This window comes from Variovorax sp. VaC1, assembly GCF_043658315.1.
GTDB lineage: Bacteria > Pseudomonadota > Gammaproteobacteria > Burkholderiales > Burkholderiaceae_C > Variovorax.
Window position 1 is genome coordinate 394,306 of the sequence record NZ_JBIGLT010000007.1, and the last position, 17,187, is coordinate 411,492.

The window sequence follows — 17,187 nt, forward strand, 5'->3', positions numbered from 1 at the left end:
ACAAGAAAGACAACGGAGACCCCCACCCATGCGACTGTTCACCCGCACCCTTGCCGCCCTGCTCGTCTCGGCCACCGCCGTGGCCGCCCACGCCTGGCCCGACCAGCCGATCACGCTGGTGGTGCCCTACACGCCCGGCACCGGCATCGACCTCGTGGCGCGCCAGCTCTCGGCCCGCCTGCCGGCCCTGCTGGGCCAGCCGGTGATCGTGGACAACGTGGCCGGCGCCAGCGGCAACATCGGCAGCGAGAAGGTGGCCCGCGCCAGGCCCGACGGCTACACGCTGATGGTGCAGGTCAACACGCTGGTCATGAACCGCAGCCTCTACAAGTCGCTGAGCTACGACCCGGTGAACGACTTCACGCCGGTGTCGCTCACGTCCTGGGGCACGCTGCTGCTGGTGACGAACCCGAACGTGCAGAAGGCCACCACGGTGGCGCAGCTGGTGAGCGCGGCCAAGGCCCACCCCGGCAAGCTGACTTACGCCACGCCGGGCGTCGGCACGCCGCATCACCTGTCGATGGCGCTCTTCATGCAGGGCTCCGGCACCGAGATGCTGCACGTGCCGTACAAGGGCACCGCCGGCGCGGTGACCGACCTGCTGGGCGGACGCATCGACACCATGTTCCTGCCGGTGCACGTGGCGCTGCAGCACATCCAGGTCGGCAAGCTCAAGGCCATTGCCACCGGCAGCAGCAAGCGCCTGCCGCAACTGCCCGATGTGCCCACGCTGGCCGAGGCCGGCGTGACCGCCGATAACGTGGACATGTGGTACGGCGTGCTCGCACCCAAGGGCACGCCGCCCGACGTGGTGGCGCGGCTCAACAAGGAGATCGCGGCGGTGCTGAAGCAGCCCGACGTGGCGAAGTCGTTCGAGTCGCAGGGCATGGTGCCGGCGAGTTCGACGCCGGCGGAGTTCGGGGCACTCATCAAGAAGGATGCGGATCGGTGGGCTGGGGTGGTGAAGCGCGGGAACATCACGGCCGACTGAATGCACCGGCCCTTGTTCCTCCTTGGCCGCTGCGCCGCGGCGAGTCACCCGACGCATGAACATCGCTCGTCACACAACGGTCAAAACACTCGTCACACGAAGCTGCGATACTTTTTGCAATAAGTATTGACCGCCGTGCATGCACCCTGCATCGCAACGCTGTGCGGCTCCTAGCGATTGAGATGACGAGGGAAGAGGGACATGACGCTGAAATTCACAGCCATCGTTGGCTTTTGCCTGGCACTGGTTGCATGTGGTGGGAGTGGAGATAGCGGTGGAGCCGGAGGTTTTTCCGGCCTTGCGGGCGCAGGTGCTGCCGGCACGAATGGCCAGCAGGCCAAGGTCGGGCTCACACCTGAAGTGCTGCCCGAGCAGTCGCTGGACGGCACAAAGGCTTTCTCTTTCAAGGAAGCGAACAGTGCCGGTGCGACCGCTTCGCCGCAGGCTTCGGATTCCGAGATGATCGGTGGCTTGGTGGCGAGCACCGCCTCGTCGGGACCGCCTTTCGATCCGGCCTCCCTGACGGCCCGGGCCGCACTGAAACTCAAGCGGCAGCTTCTTCCTTCCGAATGGGGCATCGGCTTTGCAAGCACGCCTGGTGGATCGGTGCTCACGAGAACGCTGCGGGTCACCGACAACCGAGGCGGCGCCCTGCCGTGGACTGCCACCTCCAGCGCGCCCTGGCTCTCCGTGACGGGCAGTGGGACGACCGATATCGGCCCGGGCCTGGCAATCACCGCGAATCCCCAGCTGGCGACGATGGATACGATCAGCTATGCGACCGTCACGTTGAAGACGTCCAACCCGGATATAGAGGCGGCTGTCATCCGTGTTGGACTGTGGCGCTCCAGTCAAGGCCTGACTGCCACCACCACATTGCCGACGGACTATACGAGCGTCGTGGCCGACAAGATTCGGCCCTACGTCTATGCGCACAACGGCGGCACTTCCATCGATATCTACAACGCACACCTGGGCACAAAGGTCGGCACCATCGCAAACGTTGGGGCCGCCCTGTCGGAGATGACCGTTGCACCTGATGGCAGCTTGCTGTACGCACTCGACAGAGACACCGAGAGCGAGTATTTGCCGAGCAAGACCATTGTTGTCGTTGACCTCGCAAACCTGACGAAGACCGAAACCTGGCCTTTGAAAGCGCAGATAGGAGGGGTCAGCGTCGGCGCGCCACGCAGTTTGTTGGCGATCCGAACCAATGGCAAGAACATCGTCCTGGCAAGCGATGGAGACGCGTACGTGGACGGCAAGCACATTGCGACGTTGTCGTCATATGCCCACTGGGATTTCACCGCGTCATCCGACGGGCGGAAGGTCTTCGCACAAAACAATGGTCTCAGTCCGGCCAGCGGTCGTGCGTACAGCCTCGACTACGGGTCAATGCCAGACCAGACGCTGACGGCAACACTCACTGCAGAAATGTGGGGTGTCAGCCGCACGAGCGGGAGAGATATCGCAGCCAATGCAGACGGGACCGCGCTCTACATAACAGGGGGGTGGAGTTGCGATTCCCTGAATCCTGGAACCTTGGCATTCATTGCGGAACTTCCGGCTCCAGACATACATTTCGGGACCAACAACGTCGAGGTAACCAAGGATGGTCGTGTGCTATGCGGCAGCGGTGGCATGTATTCAATCGCTGATATCAGTATCTACGCGCCCGATGGAACAACACTGAAAACCTTCAGGTTTGCAGGTTACGCAAAGGGACTACTCGAACGCCAGTTGGTCGTCACGCCAGACGGAACAATGGCTGTAGGCCTGACGAACGATCCCAAAATGGCATTCGTCCCCATCGGTTCTCCGTAGCAATTGCACTGGCGTGCATCACAGCGCTGTACGGCTCATGAACCGCAGCCTCTGCAAGTCGCTGAGCTACGACCCGGTGAACGACTTCACGCCGGTGTCACTCACGTCCTGGGGCACGCTGCTGCTGGTAACGAACCCGAACGTACAGAAGGCCGCCACGGTGGCGCAGCTGGTTAAATGCAACCTCCTTTTCCCCTTCCCCGCTGAAGGGCACAGAAGGGGCTGCGGCCATGAGCAATACGGCCGACTCTCTCTTGCGCATCTTGGCTCAGCTTTTCTCGCGCGGACCGCATGGCGCGCGCGGCTCAAGAGTGCATCGACCACCACATGGTCACAAGACTATCATCGCTCGAAAACTGCGATACTTTTGCAATAAGTATTAACCGTCGTGCATGCGTGCATTACTTCGCAGTACGGCTCCGAGCGAGAAAGATGACGAGGGAAGAGGGACATGACGCTGAAATTCACAGCCATCGTTGGCTTTTGTCTGGCGCTGGTTGCATGCGGTGGTGGGGGAGGCGGAGGCTCTTCTGGCGTTGCCGGCGCAGCGTCGGCGACTTCCACTTCCAGTCCTGCCGATACGAACAACGCAACGGCACTTTCCTTGACGGACGTGAACGGTGCGGCCGTACCGCTGCGAGCTACGAGCCTTGATTCGATCAGCGGCTTGACGGCGGGCACCGCTTCGTCACGACTGCCTGTCGATCCGGACTCTCTGGCTGCCAGGGCGTCGCTCCTGGCCCCGCTCTCCCAACCCAGGCTATCGGCGCCATCCACGACCGTCACACTGGGTGGCCCCAAGGGGCGAGACGAGGTCACGCAATCGATCTTGACGATGAGTCTGAACAGGGACAACAAATGGCCCTGGACCCTCTCGGCGCCGCTGCCCGACTGGGTCACCGCCTCGCCCACCTCCGGCACCGTTGATGCGAGCGGCACTTCGTTGAGCTTCTCGCCGGTTTTCAATGCCGCCGCGCCCGGCACCCAATCGGGCACAGCGACCGTGACGGCGCAAGTCAACGGCACCACGGCCACCCTGCCCCTGACCCTGGTGTTGAACCGGGACAAGCGCCAGCTTCTTCCTTCCGAGTGGGGCGTCGGCTTTGCAAGCACGCCTGGTGGATCGGTGCTCACGAGAACGCTGCGGGTTACCGACAACTTCGCAGGCGCCCTGCCGTGGACCGCCACCTCCAGTGCCTCCTGGCTTTCCGTGACGGGCAGCGGGACCACCGGAACCGGTCCGGGCCTTGTGCTCACCGCGGATCCCCAACTGGCGCCGACGGGTGCGACCAGCTATGCGACCGTGACGCTGAAGACGTCCCAACCGGGCGTTGCGGACGCGATCGTCCGTGTCGGCCTGTGGCGCGCCGACGATGGGCTGACCGCCCTGACCCCGCTGTCCGCGAGCTACACGAACGTCGTCGCCGACAAGGTCCGACCTTACGTCTACGCGCACAACGGCGGCACGTTCATCGACATCTACAACGCGCACCTGGGCACGAAAGTCGGCACCATCGCGAACGTCGGAGCTTGGCTGAGCGACATGAGCGTCGCGCCCGATGGAAGCCTCCTGTACGTGCTCGACAAAGGAGGCGGCCCCATCGTCGTCGTCGACCTGGCAAGTGCATCGAAGATCGCGACCTGGCCGCTGACGTTGAAACCCGGTGAGTCTTATCCACAAACCCTGCTGGCGATCCGCGTCAATGGCAAGGATGTCGTTCTGACAGGCAACGGCATCGCATACATAGATGGAACCCGTTTTGCCGCGTTGCCGCAACCCTTCAGCAGCAACTGGAATCTCACGGCAACGTCCGATGGCCGAAGAGTTTTCGTACAGGACAAAGGCATGAGCCCGGCCAGCGTCGGTGCATACGATGTCGACTACTCGGCAATGGCGAACGGCACCCTGATGGTGAAATCCACCGCAGGAGCGGCTTTCATCAATGGTGCCTCGAACGGCTTGGACATCGCAGTGAATTCAGACGGCACTGCGCTCTATACGGCATCGGGCTCGCCCTACCGATGCTCTTCAGTGGATCCTCTGACCCTGGGCTTCATTGGAAGCCTTCCAGGGGGAAGCCCCTATCCCAACAACGTCGAGGTCACCAGGGACGGCCGCGTGCTGTGCGGCATCGACGGCGGCTATCTTGACGACGGCCTCTGGCTCCATGCGCCCAGCGGGGCGCTGCTGAAATCCTTCAATCTCCAGGGGTACGGTTATCTTTATGACCGTCAGCTGGTGGTGACGCCGGATGGAATGATGGCAGTGGGCCTTACGCGCCTTCCCCGAATGATGTTTGCGCCCCTCGGCGCTCCCTGACCACACCTGAGGGTGCGCTGCAGGTGCGAAACCTCAGCGCAGCGCCGCCTTCCCCGCGTGCCGCGCCAGATGCACCTGGTGCAACGTGATCTTGCGCACCTCCGCCTGGCTGGTTTCGATGTGCGCGCGCAGCAGCATCGCGGCCTGATCGCCACGGTTCGCGCGCACGGCCTTCAGGATCTTGCCGTGCTCCTCGTAGGTCGCGTCGATGCGCGGCTGCTGCGTGAAGTCGAGCCGGCGGATGATGCGGATACGGTCCGTCACGTCGCCATGCACACGCGCCATCTCGGCATTGCCGGCTGCAGCCACCAGCGTGCAATGAAAAGCCTCGTCCCATTGCGCGACCTGCGCGGTGTCGGCGCTGCGCTGCGCCACGGGCACGAGCCAGATGTCGGCCAGCGTCTCGATCAGGCCGCGGTCGATGTGGCGATCGGTTTCGCACAGGCGGTGCACGGCGGTGGTCTCCAGCACCATGCGCAAATCGTAGAGCTGCTCGAACTGGTCGAAGTCGAAAGGCAGCACGCGCCAGCCGCTGCGAAACAGCACTTCGACAAACCCCTCTTGCTGCAATCGGAACAGCGCCTGCCGCACCGGCGTGCGCGAGACGCCGAGCCGCTCGCTGATCTCGTTCTCGGTGAAGCGATCGCCCGGCACGAGGATGAAGTCGGCCACGTCGCGCTTGAGCTGCGCATAGACCTCGTCGGCCCGCGTGCGGAAAACAGCCGCATCGACAGCAGTGACGACGGCGGGAGCAGGTGAAGCGGGGCGGGGTCGAACGGTAGACACGTGGGGAATGGTAGTCGCTGGCGTCCGCGTCATGCCGCGTGGTTCAGCAGCGCCGCAAGCAGCGCGGCGCTGGGTGCCGTCCAGCCGACGATGGCGCCCTGGGCACGCACCATGTCGAGCGTGGCTGCCTTGAAGGCCGGAAAGTAGCTCTCGGTGCAGTCTTCGAGCAGCAGGCAGTCGTAGCCCCGGTCGTTGGCTTCGCGCATGGAGGTCTGCACGCAGACCTCGGTGGTGACGCCGCCGAACAGCAGGTGGGTGATGCCGCGTTGCTGCAGCATTTCGTGCAGCCCGGTGGCATAGAAGGCGCCCTTGCCCGGCTTGTCGATGACGATCTCTCCGTCGATGGGTGCAAGCGCCTCGATGATCTGGTTGCCGGGCTCCCCTGCCACGAGGATGCGCCCCATCGGCCCCTCGTCGCCGATGCGCAGCGCGGGTTTGCCACGGTTGCGCTTGGCCGGTGGGCAGTCGGACAGATCGGCGGCATGAGCCTCCCGAGTGTGGACCACGAGGCCGCCTGCGGCTCTCCAAGCCTGCAGGACTTTCCGCGTCGCCGGCACGATCGCCTGAAGCAACGAGACGTCGTTGCCCAGGGTCTCGCCAAAGCCCCCCGGCTCCATGAAATCGCGCTGCATGTCGATGAGGACCAACGCCGTGTTCGCGAGTTCAAACTCGTAAGGAAAAGGTGCTGCCGTTTCCATGCCTATGCGCATCGTCGTCCTCCCTTATGTGCAGAGCCATAAACGCACAGAGGGCAAGCACGCCCCCTCGAAGCCCGGCAGGCGGTGCGGTGCCGACGTCCCCTCTGGGCCGCCGAGGAGCGCAGCGTTTCGCGGATCAGGGCTCGCAGCTGTTTGAGCGAAGCGAGTTCTGCGAGACCCCGCGAAACGCGAGCACCGCAGGGAAGCCGCGAAGCGGCCGGCACAGCGGGGATGCCGGGCGGCCTCGCAACAAGCAACAGAGCACTCATGCAGCAGCCTCCACAGAAGGCCCGGAATGCCCACCCCCCATGTGCCCCCCGATCACATGCCGTTCAGCCCCCGCAGCAGAAGTCTCGAACACCACGCGCCCTTCGCTCATCACGACAATGCGATCCGCCAGCTCCAGCAGTTCGTCGAGGTCTTCGCTGATCAGCAGAACCGCCCCGCCCTTCTCGCGCACCTGCACGATGCGCGAGTGGATCTCCGCCACCGCCGCGAAGTCGAGGCCGAACACCGGATTGGCGGCAATCAGCACGTTGATGTCGCCCGCCAGTTCACGCGCCAGCACCGCGCGCTGCACGTTGCCGCCCGACAGGCTGCGAATGGGTGCGCCCTCGCCCTGCGTCTTGACGCCATACGCCGCGATCCACTCGCGCGCCCGGCTGCGCCAGAACGGAAAGTTGAGCACCCCACCGCGCGACAACGGGGGCCTGTCGAAATCGCGCAGCGCCATGTTGTCCGACACGCTCAGATCGCCCACGCATGCGTTGCGCAAGGGCTCTTCGGGCAGGCTGCGGACCTTGAGGCTGCGGTTCTCCGCACGCCGTGCGTTGTAGGGCTGTCCCATCACTGTCACGCGGCCCGCCAGCCGTGGCCGCTGCCCGACCAGCGCCTCGACCAGCTCGCGCTGGCCGTTGCCGGAAACGCCGGCCACGCCGAGGATCTCGCCCGCACGCACCGACAGGCTCAGGTCGTGCAAGGCCAGCGTGCCCCGGTCGCCCTGCGCCTGAAGCCCTTCCACCTTCAGCGCGACAGGCGCGCTCGCGTCCACCGGCCTTCTGGCCACGGGCGCCGAAGCCACCGCGCCCTCGCCACCCATCATGGCCTGCGCAAGCTGCGACGGGCTCGTGCCCACCACGCGGCAGTGATGCACCGCCTTGCCGCGCCGCAGCACCGTCACGCTGTCGGCATACGCCATCACCTCGCGAAACTTGTGCGTGATGATGAGCACCGTGCACCGCCCGCTGCGCGCAATGGCACGCACATGGCCCAGCACTTCGTCGGCCTCCTGCGGCGTCAACACCGACGTCGGTTCGTCGAGGATCAGCAGGCGCGGCTGCAGATACAGCTGCTTGAGCAATTCGAGCTTCTGCTTCTCGCCCGCCGCAAGTTCCGAAGGCCGTGCATCGAGGTCGAGGCTGAAGGGCGTGGTCGCCAGAAAGTCTTCCAGCTCGGCGCGCTTTTTCTTCCAGTCGATCAGCGCGGGCGTCTTGCCGCCGGCCAGCAACAGGTTCTCGGCCACCGTCATGCCGGGTGCGAGCGTGAAGTGCTGGTAGACCATGCCGATGCCCAGGGCGCGCCCCACGATCGGGTTGGCGATGTCCTGCTCGCGACCATCGATCAGGATGCTGCCCTCTTCCGCGCGCTGAAAGCCGGCCACGCACTTCACCAGCGTGCTCTTGCCCGCGCCGTTCTCGCCGAGCAGCGCGTGAACCGAGCCGGGCTCGACACGCATCGTCACGCGGTCCATCGCGGTGAAGCTGCCGAAGCGCTTGGTCAACTCGTAGGTATCGAGCGCGAGTGCGCCGGTGCCGGCGGGCAGGCCGCCGATGGGTTGCGCGGAAAGAGCGGCCGCCATGTGGTGCCTCAGGCCGTGGTCGCTTCGGGCGCGAGCGTGGCCAGCAGCGCCTGCGACGTGGTGTGCGCGCCGAACACGCCGCCCTGCATCGTGATCATCTTCAACGCCGCCAGATGGTTGCCATGGTCGGTGGCCGCCGTGCAGTCGGACAGCAGCAGGCACTCGAAGCCGCGGTCGTTGGCATCGCGCATCGTCGTGTGCACACACACGTCGGTCGTGATGCCGGCAAGGATCAGGTTCTCGATGCCGCGCGTGCGCAGGATCAGTTCGAGGTCGGTTGCATAGAACGAGCCCTTGCCCGGCTTGTCGATCACCACCTCGCCCGGCAGCGGTGCGAGTTCGGGAATCAGCTCCCAGCCCGGCTCGCCGCGCACCAGGATGCGGCCGCAGGGCCCGTCGTCGCCGATGCCCACGCCGTTCGCACCGATCTGCCGCGAACGCCAGCGCTTGTTGGCCGGCAGGTCGGCCAGGTCGGGCCGGTGGCCTTCGCGCGTGTGGATGATGTGAAAGCCCAGCGGCCGCAGCGCCGCGAGCGTGCGCGCGATGGGCTTGATGGGCGCCTGCACCAGCGACAGGTCGTAGCCCATCACGTCGACATACCCGCCCTTGCCGCAGAAGTCGGTCTGCATGTCGATCACGATCAACGCGGTGTTGTCGGGCCGCAGCGCGCCGTTGTAAGGCCAGGCATAGGGCTCGGCGGCGACGTGGCGTTCGGTGGTGTGGGCGAGGGTGGTCATGGCTTGGGTTCGGCCTGCGCGGGCACTCAGTTTTTTGTCGATGAAAGTTCGCCGGGGCTGCCGATGGCGGCGCTGCCCGGCTTGCAGGTGAACACCAGGATCACCAGCGTGAGCACATAAGGCACGGTGTTGAACAGGTGGTAGCCCCAGCCGACGCCGATGGACTGCAGCGCCGGCCCGATGGCGCCCGCACCGCCGAAGAGAAACGCCGCGCCCACGCAGCGCAGCGGGCTCCAGCGCGCGAAGATCACGAGCGCCACGGCGATCAGGCCCTGTCCGCTGGAGATGCCTTCGTTCCAGCTCCCCGGATAGAACAGCGTGAGCGACGCACCGCCGAGCCCCGCGATGAAGCCGCCCGCCGTGGTGGTCGCGGTGCGCAGGCCCGAGACCGAGTAGCCGAGCGCGCGTGTCGCCTGTGCCGAATCGCCCGCCATGCGCACCAGCAGGCCGGCGCGCGTGCGCGCAAAGCCCCACCAGAGCAGCACCGCCAGCGCCACGCCGATGGGCACCAGCGCGTTGAGCTGCAGCGCCGAGCGCACCACCGTGTTGTCGCTCCAGAAGCCCAGCGGGATCGCAGGAATCTGCGGCGCCTGCGGCTGGATCAACGGCTTGCCCAGGTAGAAGGCGAGCCCAGTGCCCAGCAGCATCAGCGCGATGCCGGTGGCCACGTCGTTCACGCGGTCGAGCGAACACAGCAGGCCATGCAGCAGCGCCAGCGCCGCGCCCGCCGTGGCGCCGATCAACACGCCGAGCCAGGCCGAATCGGTGAGGTACGCGCCGCCGAATGCGGCCATGGCCGACAGCACCAGCACGCCTTCGAGCCCGAGGTTGATGCGGCCCGACTTCTCGGTGAGGCATTCGCCCAGACTCACGAACAGGAAGGGCGCGCCCACGCGCAATGCGCCGCCGACGATGCCGGCGATCAGGGCGATCCATTGGTCGGCCGTCATTCAACGGCCTCCGCGCTGCAACGGTCTGGCACCCTTTCCCAGAGGGAGAGGGGACAAGACAAGGAGCCCCTCCTCATGTGTAGCTCCTGGCCTCGGGCAGCATGCGGTCGCCCACGGTCTTCCAGTTGACCGTGCGCAGCCCCTCACTCGCCAGGATCAGCACGAAGGCAATGCCCTGCAGCACCAGCACCGATGCATCGGGCAACCCGAGCCGTCGCTGCAGCAGGCTGCCGGCTGCACCAAAGCCGCCGAACAGGATCGCCACCGGCACGATGGCCACCGGGTTGTGTCGCGCGATGAACGACACGAGGATGCCTGCATAGCCGTACCCCGCGATCAGCGAGGCGTTGGCGTTGGTGTGCACCGCCGCCACCTCGACCGCGCCCGCGAGCCCCGCGCACGCGCCGCCCAGTCCGCAGGCGGTGAGGATGAGCCGCGTGGCCGGCAGGCCCACGAGCTGCGCGGTGCGCGGATTGCCGCCGACCACGCGCACCGAAAAACCCGAAGCCGTCGCGCGCAGCCACCAGCCGAGCCCGAGGCAAGCCACGACGCCGATCACCAGCCCCCAGTGCACGTCGGAACCTCCGATGCCGCCGATCAGCATGCCGTCGTTCAGTGCGTGGGTCGAAGGCTTGTTGAGGCTCGCCGGATCGCGAAGCGGCCCTTCAACCAGGTGCTTGAAGATGCCGATGGCGATGTAGGCCAGCAGCAGGCTGCTGATGGTTTCGTTGATGCCGCGGTACTGGCGTAGCCAGCCCGCGAGCATGATCCACAGCCCGCCGACGACCGCACCCGCGATGCACACCACCACCGTGCCGACGATGTTGCCGGGCAGCGGCACCGCTTGCGCAAGCGCCGCGCAGGCCAGGCCGCCCAGCACCAGCGCGCCTTCGCCGCCGATGACGATCAACCCGGCGCGCGCGGGCAACGCCACGCACAGCGCCGTGAGCATCAAGGGCGCCGCGCGCTGCAACGTGTTTTGCCACGAGAACCAGTCGCCGAACGCGCCCTTGAAGAGCGTCGTCCAGACCTCCACCGGATCGACACCGGCAAAGGCCACCAGCAGGCCGAACAGCAGCAGTGCCGCCGCAATGGCGAACACCGGCAGGGCGAATTCCTTGAGCGCGTGGCGCATGACGAGGCTCCGCGGATCAGGCCTGACCGATGACGCCTTCGACGAGGTAGTTCATCTTCTCCAGCTCCAGGTCGGTCTGCTTGAGCACCTTGCCGGCCGGCACCACCACGGCGCCCTTGTTGTCCTTGATGCCGTCCTTGAAGATGTCGAAGGTGCCCGCGATCATCTTTGCCTTGATGTCGTCGGCCTGCTTCTTCGCGGCGTCCGTCACCATCGGGCCGTAGGCGGACATCTTCACGTAGCCTTCTTTCAGGCCACCGCGCAGAAAGTTGGGGTGCGGCTTGCCGGTTTGCGCGGCGTCGATGGCGGCCTTGTAGGCAGTGAGCCAGTTCCACTCGGCACCCGTGAGGTACGCGTTGGGCGCGAGCTTGGCCTGGCTCGCGTGGTAGCCGCAGACCATCTTGCCGCGCTTGGCGGCTGTCTCGACCACCACCTTGGGGCCATCGACGTGCATGGTGAACACGTCGCAGCCCTGGTCGGCCAGGCTGTTGGTGGCCTCGGCCTCTTTCACGGCCATCGACCAGTCGCCCGTGAAGATCACGCTGCAGGTGATGTTCGGCTTGACAGAGCGCGCACCGAGCGTGAAGGCGTTGATGTTGCGCAGCACCTGCGGAATCGGCTTGGCAGCGACGAAGGCGATCTTGTTGCTCTTCGTCATGTGCGCGGCGATCACGCCGTTCAGGTACTGGCACTCATCGATGTAGCCGAAGAAGCTGCCGACGTTCTTCGGGTGCTTGCCCTCGGTCCAGAGGCCGCCACAGTGCGAGAAGCGCACGTCGGGGTACTTGGGCGCGACCGCGAGGATGTGCGGATCGAAGTAGCCGAAGGACGTGGGAAAGAGCAGCTTGGCGCCGTCTTGCGAGATCATGCCGGCCATGGTCTTCTGCACGGCGGCGGTCTCGGGCACGTTCTCTTCTTCGACCACCTTGATGCCGGGCAGCTTCTTGATTTCGGCGGCGGCCATGGCGTGCGCCTGGTTGTAGCCGTAGTCGTCGCGCGCGCCGACATAGATCACGCCGACGGTGAGCGGCTTGGCCTGCGCGCCGGCCAGGGTGCTCCAGCCCCCGAGCGCACCAACGGCGCCCAGCGCGGCCAGGGACTTGAGGGAATCACGGCGATTGAGTTGGCTTGTCATGGCGTTCTTTCGAGGAGTGGAGGAAGGTGCAAAAAATGTGCTGCCGCATCCGGCGTCAGACCGGCAGACTCACGTGGGCCGCGACCACGCGCCAGCCTTCGGCGGTGCGCAGCCAGGTCTGACTCTGGCGGCCGATCTCGCGGCTGCCAGAGCGGCGAAATTCGACGTTGGCGGTCGCGAAGTCGCGGCCGTAGGTGGTGATGACGGTGCGCAGCAGTTCGCGTGGCGGGCTCTGCACGGGCAGCGAAGCGCGGAAGGCGCGGATGTCGGCGTGGCCGTAGTGGTTCTCGGAGAAGCCGTAGCGCAGCGTGTGCGGGCTGTTCCAGAACAGCTCGTCGAGCACCTCGCGTTGGTTGCTTACAAGCGCTTCTTCGTAGCGCGCGAACACGGCGCTGACTTCGGCGTGCACGTCGGGGATGTTGATCTCGGGTGTCATCGGCGCACCTCCTGCTGGAAGGTGTCGAGGCTCGCGATGTACGCGCGCCAGCCACCGTGATGGGTCACGTCTTGCGCACCGGCCAGCGCATGGCCTTCGCAGATGAAGCCGTGCACCCAGCTGCCATCGGCCAGCTCGACGCTGCCGAGGCCAAGCGGTGGCGGGATCAATGCGAGGAAGCCGCCGATTTGCGCAAGAGGCACCGCCCACACTTCGAGTGCGATGGCCGCGCCGCCTTCAGCCACGCGCTGCAGGCCGGGCTTGGGTGGCGTGGTGCCGGGCAGTGCGTGAAGACGGTAGGACGGCGCGGTGGTCATGGCGCGCAGCAGCGTGGCGCCGCGCTCGGTGAGCTGCCCGTTGAGCGGCATGCCCGAGAGGTGCGCGCCGACCACTGCGATGGGCAGCGTGTCGGCCGCCACCGCGCGCAGCCCCGGCACCGCGCGCGGCGCGGGCAAGGGCTTGCCGGTTGCGCCTTGCGCAAGACCCGTGGCGTGGTGGTAGCGCTGGCCCAGCTCGGCCAATGCGAGGTCGCTGCCGCACGGGCCGATCAAGGTGATGCCGAAGGGCAGGCCATCGGCACGCAGGCTGCTCGGCACCGAGAGCGCGGCGTAGTCGAGCAGGTTGACGAAGTTGGTGTACGCGCCGAGGTTGCGGTTGAGTGCCACCGGGTCGGCGCGCATCCGCTCGCGGCTGTAGTGCGTGGGCGCGGTGGGCACCAGCAGCACGTCGATGTCGCGCCACATCGGCTCGACCTGCTGCGCGATGGCACGCAGGCGCGTTTGCGCGTCGAACACGTCGGCAGCCGTGTAGTTGCGGCCGCTTGCAAGGATGCTGCGCACGGGCTCGATCACTTCACTCTCGTGGGCGTCGAAGAACTCGCGCACCGCGGCGTAGCGTTCGGCGACGAGTGCGCTTTCATAAAGCAGCGCGGCGGCCTCGGCCAGTGGCGCATGGGGAATGGTGACGGGCGTTCCGCCCAACGCGATGAGCTTCGTCTGCGCATCGGCGAAGGCCTGTTCGGCGGCGGTATCGCCGAAGAAGGCCAGCGCGTCGGGCACGCCGAAGCGGAAGTGCGCGGGCAGCGGCTGGCGGCGCAGGGGCACGTCGCGCGAATACGGATCGCGCGTGTCGCGGCCCGCGGTGGCCAGCAGCACATCGACCGCCAGCGCCACGGTGCGCGCAAAGATCGACACGCAATCCGCGCTCTGCGCCGCGGGCACCACGCCGAAGGCGCTCAGCAGGCCGCGCGAGGGCTTGAGGCCGACGATGTTGTTCAGGCCGGCGGGCACGCGGCCGGAGCCGGCGGTGTCGGTGCCCAGGGCGAAGTCGACCTCTCCGTCGGCGACCACGCAGGCCGACCCGGAGCTGGAGCCACCCGAAACCAGGCTGGCATCGAAGGCGTTGGGCACTTCGCCATAAGGAGAGCGCGTGCCGTTGAGTCCGCAGGCGAACTGGTCGAGATTGGTCTTGCCGACAAGTGATGCACCGGCGTCGAGCAGGCGCTGCACCACGGCGGCGTGGGCATCAGGCAGGCGGTCGAAGGCCGGGCAGGCGGCGGTGGTCGGCACGCCGGCGACGTCGATGTTGTCCTTGACCGCGAAGCGCAGGCCGGCGAGCGGGAGGACCGCGCCAAGCCTTTCACCGGCGTGCGCGCCAACCAGGGGCACCGCGAATTTCGCGATCCAGGCGGCGGCGGGCGATCCGTTTTTTACATGCACCATCTTTAAGCATCCCAACTTGTGTACAAGTCGAGATGCAAGCAATGTGCCAGCGGCGACCACAGGTCGCGCGGATCAGGAACAGGTGGGAGGATTTACTCCCTCTCCCCTTGGGGGGAGGGTTGCGGTGTAGTGCCGCCGATAAGGCACGACCCCTGAATGAACGCCACGGCCCTCACCCCTCCCTCTTCCCAAGGGGAGAGGGCGTCAGACCATTCAGCTCTTCTTCGCGTCGCGGTAAAGCTTCTCGACCTTCGGCAGGTTCGCTTCGAGCTTGGTGATGCGATCCGGCCCCGTCGGATGCGTCGACAGGAAGTTCAGCCCGCCCTGGTTCTTCGACGCCGCAGCCATCTTCTGCCAGAGCGTCACCGAAGCCTTCGGGTCGTAGCCCGCGCGCGCCGCGAGTTCGAGGCCCACGAGGTCGGCCTCGGTCTCGTCGCTGCGGCTGAACTTCAGCGTGATGAGCTGCGTGCCGGCGCGGGCCGCGATGTCGCCCACCTGGCCGAGCCCCAGCAGTTGCGCGCCGATCGACAGCGCCGCCCCCGTGCCCGCGCTCTTGGCCATGCGGGCGCGGGCATGCTCGCGCAGCGCGTGGGCCATTTCGTGGCCCATCACCATCGCGACCTCGTCGTCGCTCAGCTTGAGCTGCTCGAGGATGCCGGTGAAGAAGGCGATCTTGCCGCCGGGCATGCAGAAGGCGTTGATCTGCTTGCTGCCGATCAGGTTGACCTCCCACTTCCAGTCGCGCGCACGCGAGTTCCACGGCGTGGCAAAGGGAATGAGCCGCTGCGCGATGGCGCGCAGGCGCTGCAGCTGCGGGTTGTTGTCGCCGGCCAGGGCGCCCTTGGCGCGGGCCTGTTCGAGCAGCTCGGCGTACTGCTGCACGCCGGCCGCCTCGACCTTCTCAGCCGGCACGATGTTGCGCGCCACCGAGGCACTGCCGACATTGACCTGCGCCAGCGCGGGCCCGGCCAGCACCGCGCCCGCGGCGGCCAGCAGGAAGGCCCTTCGCGGCTGCCAGGGCGAGGCCGCGGAAACGGTGGAGTCGGCGGAATCAATACGCAGAAGGCGTTCGCATCGTGTGCACATGGGCCGGATCATAGGAACAAATGAACGCAAAAGGCCGGCCGATGTCCCCGTGCACTCATGGACAATCCGGGGCTCATGTCCGCCTCGCCCGTCGAAACCCCCACCGCCCCTTCCCCGCCCTGGCGTGACGCCCTGAAGGTCTACCTCGAGCCCGCCACGCTGCGCATGCTGGCGCTGGGCTTCTCGGCCGGGCTGCCGCTGCTGCTGGTGCTGGGCACGCTGAGTTTTCGCCTGCGCGAAGCCGGCATCGACCGCACCACCATCGGCTACCTGAGCTGGGTCGGGCTGGCCTATGGCTTCAAGTGGGTCTGGGCGCCGCTGGTCGACCGGCTGCCGCTGCCGCCGCTGACCACGCTGCTGGGGCGGCGACGCGGCTGGCTGCTGCTGGCGCAGTGCATGGTCATCGCGGGTCTGATCGGCATGGCGCTGAACGACCCGCGGCTCGGGCTCACGCCATTGATCTGGTGCGCGCTGCTGGTGGCCTTCGGCTCGGCCACGCAAGACATCGCGCTGGACGCCTTCCGCATCGAATCGGCCGAGGCGCGCAAGCAGGCCGCACTCGCCGCCGCCTACCAGACCGGCTACCGGCTCGCGATGATCTGGGCCGGCGCGGGCGTGCTGTGGGTCGCGGCCTGGGCCGAGGTGGCGCCGGCCGCCGCCGTCACTGGCGCGGCCGCCTACCAGAACGGCGCCTGGAAAACGGCCTACCTGGTCATGGCCGCCTCGATGGCGGTCGGTGTGCTCACGGTGCTGCTGTCGCCCGAGCCGGTGCAGCGCGCACTGCCCAAGGCAAAGAACGCCGCCGAATGGCTGCGCAGCGTGCTGATCGAGCCCTTTGCCGATTTCATCCGCCGCTACAAGTGGCAGGCGGTGCTGATCCTCTCGCTCATTGCCATCTACCGCATCAGCGACGTGGTGATGGGCATCATGGCCAACCCCTTCTACGTGGACATGGGCTTCACCAAGGACGAAGTGGCCACGGTCAGCAAGATCTACGGCGTGATCATGACGCTGGCCGGCGCCTTCGTCGGCGGCGTGCTGTCGATGCGGCTGGGCGTGATGCGCGTGCTGATGCTGGGCGCGGTGCTCAGCGCGGGCAGCAACCTGCTGTTTGCCTGGCTGGCCACGCGCGGGCACGACCTCACGGCGCTCATCGCGGTGGTCTCGGCCGACAACCTGGCCGGCGGCATTGCGTCGGCGGCCTTCATCGCCTACCTGTCGAGCCTGACGAACATCAGTTATTCGGCCACGCAGTACGCGCTGTTCAGCTCGCTGATGCTGCTGCTGCCGAAGTTCATCGCCGGCTATTCGGGCGCTTTTGTCGATGCCTACGGCTACAGCACCTTCTTCACCTCCACCGCGGTGCTGGGCCTGCCGGTGCTGGTGCTGGTGGCGCTGGCTTCCCGTCTGACGACCACCACAAGCCCTCCCGACCGTCAATAGGGCCATGGCCTTATAGGAATCGGCCGACGCGGCGCAGGCCCTGCAACTGGTAGGCTGTGCCGGTTTA

At 66.5% G+C, this 17,187-nt stretch carries 15 protein-coding genes; 5 read left to right on the forward strand and 10 right to left on the reverse strand.

Annotated elements, in window-relative coordinates; all coding sequences use genetic code 11:
* Positions 1–28: 28 nt before the first annotated feature.
* The 4 genes from ACGLHS_RS27295 (at position 29) to ACGLHS_RS27310 (ending at position 5,135) form a co-directional block, all read left to right on the forward strand.
* On the forward strand, positions 29–991 hold the full coding sequence (locus ACGLHS_RS27295) for a Bug family tripartite tricarboxylate transporter substrate binding protein (protein ID WP_394484901.1): 963 nt from the start codon (positions 29–31) through the stop codon (positions 989–991).
* 201 nt (positions 992–1,192) lie between these two features.
* Positions 1,193–2,815: a YncE family protein gene (locus ACGLHS_RS27300; protein WP_394484903.1), complete on the forward strand. Its 1,623-nt coding sequence runs from the start codon at positions 1,193–1,195 to the stop codon at positions 2,813–2,815.
* A 37-nt stretch (positions 2,816–2,852) separates the two neighbouring features.
* Positions 2,853–3,191 carry a hypothetical protein gene (locus ACGLHS_RS27305; RefSeq protein ID WP_394484905.1) on the forward strand — a complete coding sequence of 113 codons (339 nt, stop codon included), beginning with the start codon at positions 2,853–2,855 and terminating at the stop codon, positions 3,189–3,191.
* 75 nt (positions 3,192–3,266) lie between these two features.
* Entirely contained in the window at positions 3,267–5,135 is a 1,869-nt protein-coding gene (locus ACGLHS_RS27310; protein WP_394484907.1) for a hypothetical protein, read from the forward strand.
* Between the two features lie 33 nt (positions 5,136–5,168).
* On the opposite strand, the gene ACGLHS_RS27315 is transcribed toward ACGLHS_RS27310, so the two are convergent.
* The 10 genes from ACGLHS_RS27315 to ACGLHS_RS27360 all read right to left on the reverse strand — a co-directional run bounded on the left by ACGLHS_RS27315 (position 5,169) and on the right by ACGLHS_RS27360 (position 15,677).
* Positions 5,169–5,954 (reverse strand): GntR family transcriptional regulator, encoded by a 786-nt coding sequence (locus ACGLHS_RS27315; protein WP_394484909.1) that lies wholly within the window; start codon positions 5,952–5,954, stop codon positions 5,169–5,171.
* Positions 5,951–6,631, reverse strand: coding sequence for a cysteine hydrolase family protein (locus ACGLHS_RS27320; RefSeq protein ID WP_394484911.1), 681 nt, complete (start codon positions 6,629–6,631; stop codon positions 5,951–5,953). The genes ACGLHS_RS27315 and ACGLHS_RS27320 overlap by 4 nt, the downstream gene beginning before the upstream one ends.
* A gap of 253 nt (positions 6,632–6,884) precedes the next feature.
* Positions 6,885–8,477 (reverse strand): ABC transporter ATP-binding protein, encoded by a 1,593-nt coding sequence (locus ACGLHS_RS27325; RefSeq protein WP_394484913.1) that lies wholly within the window; start codon positions 8,475–8,477, stop codon positions 6,885–6,887.
* An 8-nt stretch (positions 8,478–8,485) separates the two neighbouring features.
* On the reverse strand, positions 8,486–9,214 hold the full coding sequence (locus ACGLHS_RS27330; protein ID WP_394484915.1) for a cysteine hydrolase family protein: 729 nt from the start codon (positions 9,212–9,214) through the stop codon (positions 8,486–8,488).
* A gap of 26 nt (positions 9,215–9,240) precedes the next feature.
* Positions 9,241–10,164 (reverse strand): ABC transporter permease, encoded by a 924-nt coding sequence (locus tag ACGLHS_RS27335; protein ID WP_394484917.1) that lies wholly within the window; start codon positions 10,162–10,164, stop codon positions 9,241–9,243.
* A gap of 73 nt (positions 10,165–10,237) precedes the next feature.
* Entirely contained in the window at positions 10,238–11,299 is a 1,062-nt protein-coding gene (locus ACGLHS_RS27340) for an ABC transporter permease (RefSeq protein ID WP_394484918.1), read from the reverse strand.
* A 16-nt stretch (positions 11,300–11,315) separates the two neighbouring features.
* Positions 11,316–12,434 (reverse strand): BMP family ABC transporter substrate-binding protein, encoded by a 1,119-nt coding sequence (locus ACGLHS_RS27345; RefSeq protein ID WP_394484920.1) that lies wholly within the window; start codon positions 12,432–12,434, stop codon positions 11,316–11,318.
* 55 nt (positions 12,435–12,489) lie between these two features.
* The gene (gene hpxZ, locus ACGLHS_RS27350) at positions 12,490–12,870 is read right to left on the reverse strand and encodes an oxalurate catabolism protein HpxZ (RefSeq protein ID WP_394484922.1); all 381 of its coding nucleotides are present in this window, start codon (positions 12,868–12,870) and stop codon (positions 12,490–12,492) included.
* Positions 12,867–14,591 (reverse strand): allophanate hydrolase, encoded by a 1,725-nt coding sequence (atzF, locus tag ACGLHS_RS27355; protein ID WP_394484924.1) that lies wholly within the window; start codon positions 14,589–14,591, stop codon positions 12,867–12,869. Before atzF ends, hpxZ begins: the two co-directional genes overlap by 4 nt.
* A gap of 213 nt (positions 14,592–14,804) precedes the next feature.
* Positions 14,805–15,677 (reverse strand): M48 family metallopeptidase, encoded by an 873-nt coding sequence (locus ACGLHS_RS27360; RefSeq protein ID WP_394484926.1) that lies wholly within the window; start codon positions 15,675–15,677, stop codon positions 14,805–14,807.
* A gap of 57 nt (positions 15,678–15,734) precedes the next feature.
* On the opposite strand from ACGLHS_RS27360, the gene ACGLHS_RS27365 reads away from it, so the two are divergent.
* A complete protein-coding gene (locus ACGLHS_RS27365) occupies positions 15,735–17,120 on the forward strand; it encodes an AmpG family muropeptide MFS transporter (protein WP_394484929.1) in 1,386 nt (461 codons plus the stop codon).
* The last annotated feature ends 67 nt before the right edge of the window (positions 17,121–17,187 follow it).

Coding starts and splice junctions, on each gene's coding strand:
- ACGLHS_RS27335 (WP_394484917.1), bottom strand. CDS start 10,164: ATGACGGCCGACCAATGGATCGCCCTGATCGCCGGCATCGTCGGCGGC.
- ACGLHS_RS27320 (WP_394484911.1), bottom strand. CDS start 6,631: ATGCGCATAGGCATGGAAACGGCAGCACCTTTTCCTTACGAGTTTGAA.
- ACGLHS_RS27305 (WP_394484905.1), top strand. CDS start 2,853: ATGAACCGCAGCCTCTGCAAGTCGCTGAGCTACGACCCGGTGAACGAC.
- ACGLHS_RS27345 (WP_394484920.1), bottom strand. CDS start 12,434: ATGACAAGCCAACTCAATCGCCGTGATTCCCTCAAGTCCCTGGCCGCG.
- atzF (WP_394484924.1), bottom strand. CDS start 14,591: ATGGTGCATGTAAAAAACGGATCGCCCGCCGCCGCCTGGATCGCGAAA.
- ACGLHS_RS27310 (WP_394484907.1), top strand. CDS start 3,267: ATGACGCTGAAATTCACAGCCATCGTTGGCTTTTGTCTGGCGCTGGTT.
- ACGLHS_RS27295 (WP_394484901.1), top strand. CDS start 29: ATGCGACTGTTCACCCGCACCCTTGCCGCCCTGCTCGTCTCGGCCACC.
- ACGLHS_RS27340 (WP_394484918.1), bottom strand. CDS start 11,299: ATGCGCCACGCGCTCAAGGAATTCGCCCTGCCGGTGTTCGCCATTGCG.
- hpxZ (WP_394484922.1), bottom strand. CDS start 12,870: ATGACACCCGAGATCAACATCCCCGACGTGCACGCCGAAGTCAGCGCC.
- ACGLHS_RS27325 (WP_394484913.1), bottom strand. CDS start 8,477: ATGGCGGCCGCTCTTTCCGCGCAACCCATCGGCGGCCTGCCCGCCGGC.
- ACGLHS_RS27300 (WP_394484903.1), top strand. CDS start 1,193: ATGACGCTGAAATTCACAGCCATCGTTGGCTTTTGCCTGGCACTGGTT.
- ACGLHS_RS27360 (WP_394484926.1), bottom strand. CDS start 15,677: ATGTGCACACGATGCGAACGCCTTCTGCGTATTGATTCCGCCGACTCC.
- ACGLHS_RS27330 (WP_394484915.1), bottom strand. CDS start 9,214: ATGACCACCCTCGCCCACACCACCGAACGCCACGTCGCCGCCGAGCCC.
- ACGLHS_RS27365 (WP_394484929.1), top strand. CDS start 15,735: ATGGACAATCCGGGGCTCATGTCCGCCTCGCCCGTCGAAACCCCCACC.
- ACGLHS_RS27315 (WP_394484909.1), bottom strand. CDS start 5,954: ATGACGCGGACGCCAGCGACTACCATTCCCCACGTGTCTACCGTTCGA.